Annotated in this window: 11 protein-coding genes; 7 read left to right on the forward strand and 4 right to left on the reverse strand. The window is 72.0% G+C overall.

Features of this window, described 5'->3' with window-relative positions:
- Positions 1-36: 36 nt before the first annotated feature.
- Complete coding sequence (locus F0L68_RS38715) at positions 37-999, forward strand: alpha/beta fold hydrolase (RefSeq protein ID WP_149854902.1); 963 nt, start codon at positions 37-39, stop codon at positions 997-999.
- On the opposite strand, the gene F0L68_RS38720 is transcribed toward F0L68_RS38715, so the two are convergent.
- Entirely contained in the window at positions 956-1,870 is a 915-nt protein-coding gene (locus F0L68_RS38720; RefSeq protein WP_223199528.1) for a phosphorothioated DNA-binding restriction endonuclease, read from the reverse strand. The two genes, F0L68_RS38715 and F0L68_RS38720, sit on opposite strands and share 44 nt — an antisense overlap.
- Positions 1,871-2,056: 186 nt before the next feature.
- On the reverse strand, positions 2,057-2,518 hold the full coding sequence (locus tag F0L68_RS38725; RefSeq protein WP_149854903.1) for a MarR family winged helix-turn-helix transcriptional regulator: 462 nt from the start codon (positions 2,516-2,518) through the stop codon (positions 2,057-2,059).
- 112 nt (positions 2,519-2,630) lie between these two features.
- Between F0L68_RS38725 and F0L68_RS38730 the strand changes: the two genes are divergently transcribed.
- From F0L68_RS38730 to F0L68_RS38740, 3 genes are all read left to right on the forward strand, one after another.
- Positions 2,631-3,821 carry an MFS transporter gene (locus F0L68_RS38730; RefSeq protein WP_149854904.1) on the forward strand — a complete coding sequence of 397 codons (1,191 nt, stop codon included), beginning with the start codon at positions 2,631-2,633 and terminating at the stop codon, positions 3,819-3,821.
- A 179-nt stretch (positions 3,822-4,000) separates the two neighbouring features.
- Entirely contained in the window at positions 4,001-4,531 is a 531-nt protein-coding gene (gene msrA / locus F0L68_RS38735) for a peptide-methionine (S)-S-oxide reductase MsrA (protein WP_149854905.1), read from the forward strand.
- Positions 4,532-4,742: 211 nt separating this feature from the next.
- A complete protein-coding gene (locus tag F0L68_RS38740; protein WP_223199529.1) occupies positions 4,743-5,957 on the forward strand; it encodes a preprotein translocase subunit SecY in 1,215 nt (404 codons plus the stop codon).
- On the opposite strand, the gene F0L68_RS38745 is transcribed toward F0L68_RS38740, so the two are convergent.
- Together F0L68_RS38745 and F0L68_RS38750 are read right to left on the reverse strand one after the other, a co-directional pair.
- On the reverse strand, positions 5,944-7,089 hold the full coding sequence (locus tag F0L68_RS38745) for a beta-1,3-glucanase family protein (protein WP_149854906.1): 1,146 nt from the start codon (positions 7,087-7,089) through the stop codon (positions 5,944-5,946). The two genes, F0L68_RS38740 and F0L68_RS38745, sit on opposite strands and share 14 nt — an antisense overlap.
- 222 nt (positions 7,090-7,311) lie before the next feature.
- Positions 7,312-9,858: an AfsR/SARP family transcriptional regulator gene (locus tag F0L68_RS38750; protein WP_188317068.1), complete on the reverse strand. Its 2,547-nt coding sequence runs from the start codon at positions 9,856-9,858 to the stop codon at positions 7,312-7,314.
- A 544-nt stretch (positions 9,859-10,402) separates the two neighbouring features.
- On the opposite strand from F0L68_RS38750, the gene F0L68_RS38755 reads away from it, so the two are divergent.
- From F0L68_RS38755 to F0L68_RS38765, 3 genes are read left to right on the forward strand one after another with little or no spacing between them, the layout of a single operon-like run.
- Entirely contained in the window at positions 10,403-10,867 is a 465-nt protein-coding gene (locus F0L68_RS38755) for a (2Fe-2S)-binding protein (protein ID WP_223199530.1), read from the forward strand.
- Positions 10,864-11,847 (forward strand): FAD binding domain-containing protein, encoded by a 984-nt coding sequence (locus tag F0L68_RS38760; RefSeq protein ID WP_149854909.1) that lies wholly within the window; start codon positions 10,864-10,866, stop codon positions 11,845-11,847. The genes F0L68_RS38755 and F0L68_RS38760 overlap by 4 nt, the downstream gene beginning before the upstream one ends.
- Positions 11,844-14,012 (forward strand): xanthine dehydrogenase family protein molybdopterin-binding subunit, encoded by a 2,169-nt coding sequence (locus tag F0L68_RS38765; protein WP_149854910.1) that lies wholly within the window; start codon positions 11,844-11,846, stop codon positions 14,010-14,012. The genes F0L68_RS38760 and F0L68_RS38765 overlap by 4 nt, the downstream gene beginning before the upstream one ends.
- Positions 14,013-14,177 lie beyond the last annotated feature (165 nt).

Below are 14,177 nucleotides of genomic sequence, written 5' to 3' on the forward strand. Positions count from 1 at the left end.
ACCGGAGTCCCGGCGACACCGGTATGGAGGAGACCGATGACCAAGGCGACACTGCACGACGGAAGCCACCTCGAACTGGAGATCAACGGCACCGGCCCCACCGTGCTGCTCCCCGTCAACCCACACCCCGCCACCGGACAACGCGCCGAAGAACTGCGGAAATGGGGAACCGACCCGGCGTTGGGCCGATCCCTTGTCGACGGACTCGCCGATGCGTTCCGGGTCGTCGCCTTCGACTACGAGGGCCACCTCATGACGACCCCCAGACCCGACACGCTGACCCCGGCCGCCGTGGCCGCCGACCTGCTGGCCGTGGCCGACGCGGCCGGCGCCGACCGGTTCGCCTACTACGGCTACTCGTGGCTGGCCGTGAACGGGCTACAACTCGCGATCCGAACCGACCGCCTGTCCGCCCTGGTCATGGGCGGCTTCCCGCCCATCGGCGGCCCGTACGCGCCCATGCTCCGCGTCACCGCCGCGACTCACGACATGACCAAGTCCGCGCCGAGCGTCCCGCACCAGGCCCCGCAGCAGGCCGCGCAGCAGGCCTCCGGGCCGGCCGACGAGTACGACTGGTCGACCGTGCAGATCACGCTCACCGAGCCGCAGACCCGCCAGTTCGTCACCCTCTACGAGGCGCTCCAGGACTTCGACGACGAGGCCGCGCAGGCGCGGATCCACTGCCCCAGGCTGTGTTTCGCGGGCTCGGCGGACACCATCGCCTACGGCGAGCGCTGGGGCGGCGTCACCGTGGACATGGCCGGCACGATCGCGAGCCGTCGCGCCGAGCTGACGGCGGCCGGCTGGGACGTCCGACTGCTCGACGGGCTCGACCACACCCAGGCCATGCAGCCGGACAACGTGCTCCCCGTTCTGCGCCCCTGGCTGGCCGAGCACCTGGATCGCCGACCCACGACCGACGCGGGCGGCCCGGCCCACGCCCGGGACGCCCGCGTCAGGCCGCAGCCCGGAACACCTGCCGGCCGTGCCAGGCGATGAAACCCTCGGCCACGACGCGGTGCTCGGGCCGGGGCACGCGCAGCGGCCGGTCGGCGAGCGCGTCCACGGCCCGCCCTGCGTCGCTGCGGGCCACGTACAGGTCCGACACCCGCACCCGCCGATCCTCGGTGAGGCCCAGCACGCCGAGATCGAGCAGGGCGTGGTGCAGTGCGCACAGCGCCACCGCGTTCTCCAGCTCGTCGGGCCCGTCCTGGCTGTGCCAGCGGACATGCGCGGCCTCGATGCCGACGGGATTGCGGCCGAGCGCGCCGTCGAACCCGCACATCGCGCAGCTGTAGGCGTAGGCCCGCAGCACCTCCTCGGCGAACCCGCCCCGCCGGGGACGCGCCGGCCGCCCCGCCCCTGCGGCGACCTCCATGGCCGCGACGTCCAGTCCGACCTCGGCGCACACCAGTTCGGCCAGCGTCGGCGTGAAGTGCTGGTCCAGCAACAACCGCGCGGCGGCGGCGAGGGTCCCCGGCGCGGCCAACAGCTGTTCGACCTCGGGTCGCAGCTGTCCGACGGCGCCGCGATCGGTGAGCCAGCTGCGGCGTTCCGGTGTGTTCGCGCCCAGCTCGACCCCGGCGGCGTCGCGCACCAGCCAGAGGTCGCGTTCGAGGTGCACGAACGGCATCGCGGCGCGCTGTTGCTCCCTCGCCCGGCTGCGGACCGGCGGGCCGAAGTCGTTGATCAGCCGGCTGACCGGCTCCTCCAGTTCGGCGTAGCTGGTCGCGCTGCTGCCCGTGGCGGCGAAGCGGCCGAACAGCCACAGCAGTAACAGCGGCTTGTGCGGTGCGCGGACGTCGCCGAGTTGGGCGCGCCGCAGCCGCCCGAGGCGCGCCAACAGCTCCCCGCGTTCCGTGATCGCCACAACCAGCCACGGTGCCAGACCGGCAGCCGTGCGGGGGCCGGTTCACGACATCGTGCGGTCGGCCTGGGGTCTTCTCGTCCTGGAGTGGTTGGCGGTTGTACGACGAACGGTTGAGTTCGATCTGCACTGAAGCAATTGGCTTTATTGCATGCGCTGTGGTCGAGGTCGGCGTGCCTCGGGATTGGCTCAGCGGGCCTGCGCTGGCAGCGACTCCAGGGCGCTGACCAGCGGCGCGAGCTCCGGGTTTTTCGCGGCCTCGGCCAGCGCCTCGCGCAGCGCGCGGTCGTTGGTGGGCCGAGCCTTGGCGAGCAGCGCGAGGCCCGCGTCGCTGACGTCGGTGTAGATGCCGCGCCGGTCGTCCTGGCACAGGTAGCGGACCAGCAGGCCGCGGTCCTCCAGTCGGGTGACCAGGCGCGTGGTCGCGCTCTGGCTGAGCACGACGGACTCGGCGACCTGCGCCATCCGCAGGTGCCCGCCGGGCCCGTCGTGCTGCCGACTGAGGACGTCCAGCAGCGAGTACTCCCGGACGCTCAGCTCGTGTCCGGCCTGGAGCGCACGCTCGAGGTGCGCGTCGATCCTGCCGTGCAGCAGGGACAGGGCGCACCAGCCCTGCGCGAGGCCGGTGAGCGGGGCGTCCGTGACGGGCATGACACCAGCATAGCCCAGTTGTGCAATAACCCGCGTTTGCAATTAGTCCGCGTCTGCAACTATTGTCGACGCTTGCAACGGGCGCACGCAACTGACATGGAGAGTGAACCTCATGCCCCTGGCACTCCTGGCCCTGGCCATCGGCGCGTTCGGGATCGGCACCACCGAGTTCGTCATCATGGGGCTGCTCCCCCAGGTCGCCGCCGAGTACGGCGTCTCGATCCCCACCGCGGGCCTCCTGGTCACCGGCTACGCGCTCGGCGTCATGATCGGCGCCCCGCTGATGACCGCGCTGGGCACCCTGATCTCCCGCAAGCGGATGCTGCTGCTGCTCATGGTGCTGTTCGTCGCGGGCAACGCGCTGTCCGCGCTCGCCCCCGGCTTCGGCGTCATGCTCGCCGGCCGGATCCTCGCCTCCCTCGCGCACGGCGCGTTCTTCGGCATCGGCGCGGTCGTCGCCGCCGGCCTCGTCGCCCCGCAGAAGAAGGCAGGCGCGATCGCGATGATGTTCACCGGCCTGACCGTCGCCAACGTGGTCGGCGTGCCGCTGGGCACCCTGATCGGCCAACACCTCGGCTGGCGAGTCACGTTCCTGCTCGTCGCCGGCCTCGGCGTCCTCGGCCTCGCCGGCATCGCCGCGCTCGTGCCGGACCAGCCCAAGGCCGAGGGCGTGCGGCTGCGGCACGAGCTGGCCGCGTTCCGCAACGTGCAGGTGCTGCTCGCCATGGCCATGACGGTGCTCGGCTTCGGCGGGGTGTTCGCCGCGATCACCTACATCGCGCCGATGCTGACCGAGGTCACCGGCTTCGCGGACTCCTCGGTCATGTGGCTGCTCGTGCTGCTCGGGCTCGGCATGGTCGTCGGCAACCTGGTCGGCGGGCGCCTCGCGGACCGCGCGCTGATGCCGCTGCTGTTCGGCTCGCTGATCGGCCTCGCCGTCGTGCTCGCCCTGTTCACCGTCACCGCGCACAGCAAGATCGGCGCCGCGATCACCATCGCGCTGATCGGGGCGTTCGGCTTCGCGTCCGTGCCGCCGCTCCAGAAGCGCGTCCTGGACCAGGCCGCCGCCGCGCCGACGCTCGCCTCGGCCGGCAACATCGGCGCGTTCAACCTCGGCAACGCGCTGGCCGCGTGGCTCGGCGGGCTGGTCATCGCGGGCGGCCTCGGCTACACCTCGACGAACTGGGTCGGCGCGGCGCTTGCCGTGTCCGCGCTCGGGGTCGCCGTGCTGTCCTCGGCGCTGGAGCGGCGCGACCGGCCCCGGCCGGCCGAGGCCGTCGGCGAGCCAGTGGCCGTGGGCTGAGGGCTGGGCAACCGCGGCCCGGGTCGGCGCGCCGACACCGTGTGCCGCACTCTGGTGGACTGTGACGCGGGTCGCGCCGGTCCGTCTCGCGGCGCCGGGACCAATTCCGGCCCGGCCCGCGTTGGACACATCGACGGCCACGCGCCGATCGTGCGCCCATAGCGAAGGACGGATGAGGGATGACCCGCGAACTGGAGAAGGCGATCCTGGCCGGCGGCTGCTTCTGGGGCGTCCAGGAACTCGTCAGGAAACAGCCCGGCGTCGTGTCGACCCGGGTCGGCTACACCGGTGGGGACGTGCCCAACGCGACCTACCGCAACCACGGCACCCACGCCGAGGCGCTGGAGATCACCTTCGACCCGACGCAGACGTCCTACCGCGAGCTGCTGGAGTTCTTCTTCCAGATCCACGACCCGAGCACGCGCGACCGGCAGGGCAACGACCTCGGGGCGAGCTACCGGTCGGCGATCTTCTACACCGACGACCGGCAGCGCGAGATCGCCGTGGACACCATCGCCGACGTGGACGCCTCGGGCCTGTGGCCGGGCAAGGTCGTCACCGAGGTGACGGCCGAGGGCCCGTTCTGGGAGGCCGAGCCCGAGCACCAGGACTACCTCCAGAACTACCCCAACGGCTACACCTGCCACTTCGTCCGCCCCGGCTGGCGCCTCCCGCAGCGCCACTCCGCGGCGGCCGCGACGACCGAGTGACCGTCAGCTAGGTGGGGTGGCCGGCTCGGTCCGATCGAGGGGTCGAACCGAACCGGCCATCCGCCGTGTCATCGCGATTTCATCCGCCCCGGCTAGCGTGATCAACACGATTCGGCGGCGAGCGAGGCGATGACAGCGGGGGCCTGTGCGACCGATTAGCGACCGCACCGAGCGGCCGGAGGGTCACGGAAGCCTCCGTAACCGGATCCTGGTGACGCTGCTGGTGATCGTGGTGTTCCGGCTGGGGCAGAACCTGCCGGTCCCCGGCGTCAACGTGCGGGCGCTGGCGGGGATCCCCGTGGCGGACAACCAGCTGCACTGGCTGCTCGACCTGCTCACCGGCGGCGGGCTTGGCAGGGTGTCGGTCTTCGCGTTCGGCGTGTTCCCCTGCCTGGCGGCCCCGGTCGTCCTGCGCGCGTTGGTCGGCCTGAGCCCGCGACTGACCGCGTTGCGGGCGGCGGGTCCGGCCGGGGCCAGCGCGCTCGCGCGGCACCGGCGGCGTCTCACGGTCGGGCTCGGCCTGCTCGGGGCCGTCGGCGTGGTGGTGGCCGGCGGCTCGTTGCCGGGCGCGGGCCGGGACGTCCTGGACGACCACGGTGTCCTCGCCGGCACCGGCACCGTGCTGGTGGCGTGCCTGACGGCCGGCTCGGCGCTGGTCCTGCGGCTGGCCGAGGCGATCACCGACCGGGGTGTCGGCGACGGCGTCCGGGTCCTGTTGCTCACCCAGGTCGCGGCGGTGCTGCCGGCGGAGTTCCTGCGCCTGTGCCGGGTCAGGGGCGGTGCCACCGCCGTGGTGCTTGCCGTCGTGGTGCTGGCCGTCATGGCGGCCACGATCTTCGTGGCGCAGGCGCAGCGCCACGTTCCCGTGCAGTACGCCGCGAGAACGATCGGCAGGCGGTTCGGCGGCGGTGCCCGAACCTTTGTGCCGCTGCGGATCGCCCAGTCCAACGGCCCCGCCGTCCTCGCCGCCGTGCTGCTGTACCTGCCGGTGCTGGCGGCGCGGCTGTGGCCCGGCGCGGCCTGGTCGGAGTGGGCCCCGTCCTGGCTGCGCGACGAGGGGACGCTCTGGCGGATGGTGGTCTACGCGGTGCTCGTCTGCGTCTTCGCCACCATCAGGGCCTCGGTCGCGTTCGATCCCGAGCGGGTGGCCGACGAGCTGGCCAGGGTCGGCGGGTTCATCCCTGGCATCCGTCCCGGCAGGCCGACGGCCGCCTACCTGGACTACGTGCACCATCGCATCGTCGCCGTCGGGGCCGGCTACCTTGGGGTCCTCGCGCTCGTGCCCACCGTGGGGTTGGCGCTGGTGGGCGGCGGCCCGAGGTTTCCGTTCGGCGGCGTGACCATGTTGGTGGTCCTCGTGTTTCTCGTGAGTGTCACGCTGGACACCGCGCGGCGGCTCGAGACGTGGCGTCTCAGAACGGGGTGAGGGTGAGCGTGATCCCGGTCGGCTCGGTGTCCTGGACGTAGGACGCGGCGCCGCCGACGTCGTCGAACGGGAACCCGTATGCCTTGCCGTCCACGGTGTTCCGGTGGATCGCGGCGGAGTAGTGGTTGGTGACGGCTGGCAGGTAGAACTGGGCGGGGTCGGACGCCGGTTGGTCGGCGTGGTCGGCGAGGGTGGACCGGTTGAGGGCCGCGCCCAGTTGCGCGGCGACCGGCCCGCTGAGGCCGTCGTTGGGCGCGGCGAGGGCTCCGTCGCAGTAGAACACGTCCCGGGTGGTGGGTTTGGCGAACGCGGTGACGCCCCGGTCGAAGACGAGCCTGCCGCCGGTGACGCGCCCGGTGTAGGTGGTCGAGTTGACCGTGACGCGCAGATTCCTTGCGGCGTAGGCGTTCCACACCTGGTTGACGTAGGAGTCGTAGTAGGTGCGGGAGAACCGGTTGCTGTCGATGCCGTGGCCGGGGGCGAGCACCCGCAGGTTGTCGCCGACGACGAGGCCGCGGAAGTCGGGGTTGGCGGCGATCGCGGCGAAGATCGCGGCGCGGCCTCCCGGCCTGAGCGTGCCGGTGGTCTGGGTGGACGCCCCGGTGAGGGTGATCGCCATGGGCACGCTGAACATGTCGACCATCGTGGTGTTGCAGTACATCCCGCCCGGCGTGAAGGTGAACTCCATGCAGTCGTGCAGCACGGTGTAGCTGGGGTCGGTGGCGACCCACGCGGCCGGGTACTGCAACGCGGGCCTGCCGTTGCCGTCGGTGACCACGCGGAACTTCAGCTTTGTGTCGATGGAGACGTAGACGCGGCCGGACATGGTCGGCAGCGAGATTCTCGTCGAGCCGGTGCCGGCGAAGGGGATGGACAGGTCGGCGTAGCCGTCCGGGCCGTTGAGCGAGGGTGAGACGGGCACGGCGGTGCCGTCGGCGCGCACGTAGCACTGCCGGCCTGCGGGGTCGGTGCCGACGATGTGGATCCACAGTGCCGAGTTCGGGTGCCGGCCGGTGGTGTTGACCACGGTCAGCGGCAGCGCGGTGGCGGCGCCGGCCAGGCCGGGCGGGGCGAGGGCGGCTAGCGTCGCGGTGGCCGCGGTCCAGCTCAGGACCTGCCTTCGGGTTGGCATTGTCGTTGCTCCGCTCAGCTTCCGGTGGTCACGGTGATCGGCGGAAGGGCTGCGCGAACGGATGGCGCGCCCGCGCGGCGCGGGATCCTCGTCGTGAGAGCGTTCTCACGACGAGGTTACGAACTCGCTTCGGCCGTGTCAACGGCCGGGCCCGTCCGGCAGGGCGCGCCACGGCTCGGGTCGGTCGCGCGGATCTTTCCCTTGTGCCCGAAGGGGTTGCGGTCAGGAGCCGGTGCGCACCGGGTTCGCGAGCAGGCGGCGAAGGTCGGCCGCCTCCGGCGCGCCGTGCTCGGCGTAGCCGGCCAGCGCCTGCTGCCAGTGGTCCCTGGCCTCGTCGTGCTGGTCGAGGTCGCGGTGCGCGTGGCCCAGGCCGGTGTGCGCGCGGGACCGCTCAAGGTGGTCGCCGATCTCGTGGGTGATGGCCAGCGCCCGCCGGTGCTCGCGCAGCGCCTGCGCCGGCTGGCCGGTCGCGCGGGCCGCCTCCCCGAGGCCGTTGAGCGCGCGGGCCTCCAGGGCGCGCTCGCCGGCCCGCCTGCCGGCGTGCAGGGCCCGACGGTGGTGGCGGCCGGCGTCGTCGTGCCTGCCGAGCCGCCAGTGCGCCACGCCGAGGTCGTGCAGGGCGTGGCCCTCGCCGACGCCGTCGCCGAGCCTCCTGCTGGCGGCGACGGCCGCAGTGTGCAGGGCCTCGGCGTCCTCGTGCCGGCCGTGGCCGTCCAGTTCGCGGGCCAGGGCGGCGGACAGGTCGCGGACGTGGGCCGGCCAGCCGTGCTCGGCGGCGTGCTTCGCGGCGGCCAGGACGTTGGCCAGTTCCGCCGCCAGCCACGCCGCGGCGTGCGCCTGGTCGGCGACCGCGAGCGCGGCGGGGGCGGGCGCGGTGCTGACCGGCCGGCCCCCGCCGGGCGCGAGCAGGGCAGCCGCGACCTCCGCGACGCGCAGGTAGTGGTCGAGCAGGCCGGTGAGCGCGGCCCGCCGGTCCGCGTCGGCGTCCTCGCCGCCGCAGCGGTCCGCCGCGTAGATCCGCAGCAGCTCGTGCAGGCAATACCTGCCGGCGGCGGGCTGCTGGAGCAGGTGCGCGTCGACCAGGTCCTCCAGCAGGTCCTCCGCGTGGCACAGCGACAGCCCGGCCAGTGCGGCGGCCGCGTGCAGGTCGATGTCGGCTCCCGGGTGCAGGCCGAGCAGCCGGAACAGCCGCCGCTGGTCGGCGTCGAGGTGCTGGTAGGACAGGTCGAACGCGGCGGTCACGCTGCTGTCCTCGCCGTGCAGCTCGGGCAGCCGCCGCCGCTGCCCGCGCAGGCGGGCGGCGAACCGCGCGATCGTCCACGACGGCCGGTGCCGCAGCCTGGTCGCGGCGATCCGGATCGCCAGCGGCAGCCGCCCGCACAACGCGAGGACCTCGGCGACCGCGGCGGCCTCGGCCGCGGGCCTCGCGTCGCACACGACGTGCTCGAACAGCGCCACCGCGTCGTCGTGCGGGAGCGCGGGCAGCGAGAGCAGCAGCGCGCCCGCCAGTCCCGCGAGACGGCGGCGGCTGGTGACCAGCACCAGGCAACCGCGCGCGCCCGGCAGCAGCGGCCGCACCTGGGCGCTGTCCACGGCGTTGTCCAGCACCACCAGCGCGCGCCGCTCGGCCAGGGTCGCGCGCCACAGCACCGCGCGGTCCTCGACGTCCTCGGGGATCTGGTCGCCGGGCACGCCGGCCGCGCGCAGCAGCTTGCCCAGCGCGGCGGCCGGGGCCAGCGGCGGCCTGCCCGGGGTGTGCGCGTGCAGGTCGACGAACAGCTGCCCGTCGGGGTAGCGCGGGGTCAGCCGGTGCGCCAGGTGCACGGCCAGCGTCGTCTTGCCGACCCCGGCCATGCCGTCGATCGCCGAGATCGCCACCGCCGTCCCGTCCTTGCCGTCAGCGCGCACCGAGCTGAGCAGCAGGTGCAGCTCGGCCTCCCGGCCGCTGAAGTCGCTGGTGTCGCCGGGCAGGTCGCAGTGGGCCACCGCGTCGGCCGACGGCGGCGGCTGCGGGTCGCGGGTCGCGTCGCCGACGAGGATCTCGTGCTGAAGGCGCCGCAGTTCCTGGCCGGGGTCCAGGCCGAGCTCCTCGGCGAGCCTGGTGCGCACGGCCGTGTACGCGGCCAGGGCGTCAGCCTGGCGTCCGGCGCGGTGCAGGGCGAGCATCAGCAGCGCCCACAACGGTTCCCGCAGCGGATGCTCGACGACCAGCCCGCTGGCCGCGCCGATCACCGCCGCGTTGTCGCCGCACGCCAGCAGCGCCCGCAGCCGGTCCTCGACGACGTCGAGCCTGGCCTCCTCCAGCGAGACGACCTCGGCCTCTCCCGCGCCGTGCAGCGTCACGTTGGCCAGCGGCTGGCCGCGCCACAGGTCCAGTGCTTCGCCGAGCAGCCGCGCGCCCACCTCGTGCTGCTCAAGGCGCAGCGCCTGCCGGCCCCGGCCGACCAGGTCCTCGAACACCCCCAGGTCCAGCTCCCCCGGCCGGACCGTCATCAGGTAGCCGCCCGGCCTGGTCACCACCCGCTCCTCGCCGCCGCACGCCGCAGCGAGGAGGCCGCGCAGCACGGCGACGTGGCTGCGCAGGTTCGCCACCGCCGAGGGCGGCGGCAGCTGCCCCCACAGAGCGTTGACGAGCCGGTCGACGGTGACGACCCGGTTGGCCGAGAGCAGCAGCGCCGCCAGCAGCGCCCGTCGCCCCGGTGCCCGCAGCGGCACGACGGCCCCGTCGGCGCGCAGCTCCACCGGCCCGAGGACTCGAAACTCCAGCACTTCCCCCCCATTGCGCCAATGGCGCCCGGGTGCAATACCCGGGCTTCCGACATCGTCGTCCGCACTGCGCCCAACCCGAATGGCGTCAATGATCACCGCCGCCGTCGAGCAGGATCACCGATCGGTGTTGTACATACCACATAGGCACCACATGCGTACCCCATATGTCCGGAACGGCATCCTGGTGCACGGTAGTGCCGCGACACGAACGAACGGATCGTCGCAGGTCAGACGATCCCATAGGCGTGCAAGGCGGTGCCGAAACGGGCAGCAGTGACGAACGACGTCGACCAAACAATCAATCCGAAGTCGCAGTCAAGGTCTGTCCGAACCCAATCCTCGACCCATTTCCCCCCGAGTGCCTGGAGGGCGGATGCCTGACAATTCCGAAACGCCCAAGCAGCAACACAAACGGCGGACGGTACTCAAAGCCGGTGGCGCGGCCGCCATCGCGGGCATCGCCGCCGCGCACTCGGTCACCGAGGCGAGCGCGGCCACCCAGGCCCAGGACGCCGCCCTCGCCGCCGACACCGAGGCCTCCGCCGTGCCCATCGTCCTCACAGTCAACGGGCAGGCGCGCCAACTGCGCGTGGAACCGAGGGTGACGCTGCTGGACGCGCTGCGCGAGCGGCTCGACCTCACCGGCACCAAGAAGGGCTGCGACCGAGGCGAGTGCGGCGCGTGCACGGTCCTCGTCGACGGCCGCAGGATCAAATCCTGCCTCACCCTCGCGGTGATGCGGCAGGACTGCGCGATCACCACCGTCGAGGGCCTCGCCAAGGGCGACGACCTGCACCCCGTGCAGGCCGCGTTCATCCGCCACGACGCGTTCCAGTGCGGCGGCTGCACCTCCGGCCAGATCATGTCGGCGGTCGCCGTGATCGACGAGGGCCACACCGGCTCCACCGACGAGATCCGAGAGTGGATGAGCGGCAACATCTGCCGCTGCGCGGCCTACCCCAACATCGTGGCCGCCGTCCAGGACGCGGCGAAAGAGAAGCGACCGTGAAGAACTTCGAGTACGCACGCGCCAACAACCCCGCCGACGCGGTCCGGCTGGTCGGCGACCGACCCGGCGCGACCTTCATCGCCGGCGGCACGGACCTGCTCAACCTCATGAAGGACGGCGCCCAGACCCACGACCGGATCGTCGACGTCAACGGCCTCGCACTCACCGACATCAGCCACGGCAACGGATTCCTGCGCGTCGGCGCGCTGGCCCGGATGGCCGACGTCGGCGCGCACCGCGCCGTCCGCGAGAAGTTCCCCGTCGTCTCCCAGGCACTGCTGGCCTCGGCGTCCCCACAGGTCCGCAACATGGCCTCCATCGGCGGGAACCTGTTGCAGCGCACCCGATGCGGCTACTTCCGCGACACCGGATCCGCGTGCAACAAACGCATCCCCGGCAGCGGCTGCCCCGCCATCGACGGCGAGAACCGAGGACACGCCGTGCTCGGCGTCAGCGACCACTGCATCGCCGCGCACCCCTCCGACCTCGCCGTCTCACTCATCGCCGTCGACGCCGTCGTCCTCACCAACGGACCGCACGGCGAACGCCGAATCCCCTTCGGCGACTTCCACCTCGCCCCCGGCGACACCCCGGAACGAGAGAACGTGCTGACCCACGGCGAACTCATCGTCGGCCTCGAACTGCCGCTGACCCCCGCCGCCGCGAAATCCCAGTACCTCAAGCTGCGCGACCGCGCCACCTTCGAGTTCGCCGTCGTGTCCGTCGCCGCCGCGCTGGACCTGCGCGGCAGAACCGTCAACGACGTGCGACTGGCCTTCGGCGGCATCGCCACCAAACCATGGCGGTCCACCGACGCCGAAGCCGTCCTGCGCGGCAGAGCCCTCGACACCGCGACCATCGACGCCGCCGGTCGCGCCGCCGTCCACGGCGCGATCCCCCGCGCCCACAACGCGTTCAAGATCGACCTGGTGCAGCGCGCGCTCAGCAGGGTCCTGCACGAACTCGGAGGTGTGCGATGAGCCCGCTGATCGGACGGGCCGTCCCCAGGGTCGACGGCCACGCCAAGGTCACCGGCGGCGCCCGCTACGCCGCCGACACCCACGTGCCGGGAGTCACCTACGGAACCCTCGCCACCAGCACCATCGCCAGAGGCACGATCACCACCATCGACACCACCCTCGCCCAGGCCGTGCCCGGCGTCATCGCCGTGTTCACCCACCTCACCATGCCCCGCCTGGTCACGCCGCCCTCCCCGTACCCCAAGGGATTCGTGCCCCTCCAGGACGCCACGATCCACCACAACGGACAACCCGTCGCCTACGTCGTCGCACAGACACTCGAACAGGCCCAGGAAGCCGCCGCCCTCATCGACGTCCGCTACCACGCGGAACCGGCCAAGGTCGCCATCGACGACGCGCCCGGCGAGGAGTTCCTGCCGCCACCCGGCCCCGAGGGGCCACAGGAGTTCGTGCACGGCGACCCCGCCGCCGGACTGGCCAACGCCCACAAAAAGGTCGACGCGACCTACTCCAGCCCCGTGCACCACCACAACCCCATCGAAACCTCCGCGACCGTCGCGGTCTGGGACGGCGACCAACTCACCCTGCACGAGTCGACACAGAGCATCAGCCTCACCCAACAGATCGTCGCGCAGGCCCTGAGCGTCCCGCAGAACACCATCCGCGTCCTCACGCCGTTCCTCGGCGGCGGCTTCGGCTCCAAAGCGCCTGTGTGGCCACACACCCTGCTCACCGCCGCCGTCGCGCGACAGCTCCGCAAACCCGTCAAACTCGTGCTCACCAGAGCCCAGATGTACACCTCCTCCGGCCACCGCGCGGAGTTCCGCCAACAGGTCACCGTCGGCGCGGCCAAGGACGGCACCCTCACCGCCATCGTCAACATCAGCAACCAACAACTCTCCCGCACCGAACAACGCGTCTTCAACACCAGCGAGTCCTCCTGGATGGTGTACGGCTGCCCCAACATCCACGCCAAACAGCTCGGCGTCCGCCTGGACCTGCCCACCCCGCACTTCATGCGATCCCCGGAAGGACCAGCCCTGGTCGGCCTGGAGATGGCACTGGACGAACTCAGCTACGAACTCGGCATGGACCCCGTCGCGCTGCGGCTCAAGAACTACACCGACCTCAACCCCGAGAACGGCCAGAAGATCGGCAACCAGAACCTGCCCGAATGCCTCAAGCTCGCCGGCGACGCGTTCGGCTGGTCACGCCGCAACCCCACACCACGCTCCATGCGCGACGGCAACGAACTCATCGGCTGGGGCATGGCCACCGAGGCCCACTCCTACCACGCGCGCGCCTCCTCCGCGTGGGTGCAGATCGACACCGACGGACACGCCCTGGCCCGCTGCGGCACCCAGGACATCGGCACCGGCACCTACACCGTCATGACCCAGGTCACCGCCGAAGCGCTCGGTATGCCGATGAACTCCGTCCGATTCGAACTCGGCGACACCAACTTCCCCGCCGCCGGGTTCTCCGCCGCGTCGGTCACCGTCAGCAGCGTCTCCGGCTCCGTCGACAAAGCCGCCAGAGCCGCCCGCGACGCCGTCATCGCGTTGGCCGTCGCCGACCCCCACTCACCCCTGCACGGAGCCGCACCCGACCGGATCGTCACCGAACACGGCTTCCTGTTCCTCACCGACGACCGCACCCGACGCGACTCCTATCAAGGCGTCGTCAGCCGGCACGGCAAGCCCGTCGAGGCCACCGGATCGTTCCTCAACGTTCCCGGCTACACCACCGGCGCGTCGTTCATCGAGGTCCGCGTCGACCCCTGGCTCGGCCGCGTCCGAGTCACCCGCGCCGTCGCCGCCTACGACATCGGCCGCGTCATGAACCACCGCACCGCCCGCAGCCAGGTCCTCGGCGGAATGATCTGGGGCGTCGGCTACGCACTCACCGAACACACCATGATCGACCGACACACCGCACGCATCGTCAACCCCAACCTGTCCGGCTACCTCGTCCCAGTCAACGCCGACGCACCCAAGATCGAGGCCTTCTTCGTCGACAAACCCGACCCGACCTCCCCCGTCGGCGCCAAGGGCTTCGGCGAAGCACCCATCACCGGCGTGCCCGCCGCGATCAGCAACGCCATCTACCACGCCACCGGCCGACGCATCAGGGACCTGCCCATCACCCAGGACAAGCTGTTGTGACACAGGCCGTTCCACCGACGCGATGACCACGAGGCTGGTGCGGGGCTACCCCCAAGGCCGTGAAGTTTGCAGGTGGGCGGTGCTGTCAAGCCCGCTGAAACAGGCAACGGAGTCCCTGCTAGAACGGTGTCGACCAAGAGCACCGAACAACAGGAACTCCGGTGG

Source organism: Solihabitans fulvus, from assembly GCF_008386585.1.
In the GTDB taxonomy this organism is placed as follows: Bacteria; Actinomycetota; Actinomycetes; order Mycobacteriales; family Pseudonocardiaceae; genus Solihabitans; species Solihabitans fulvus.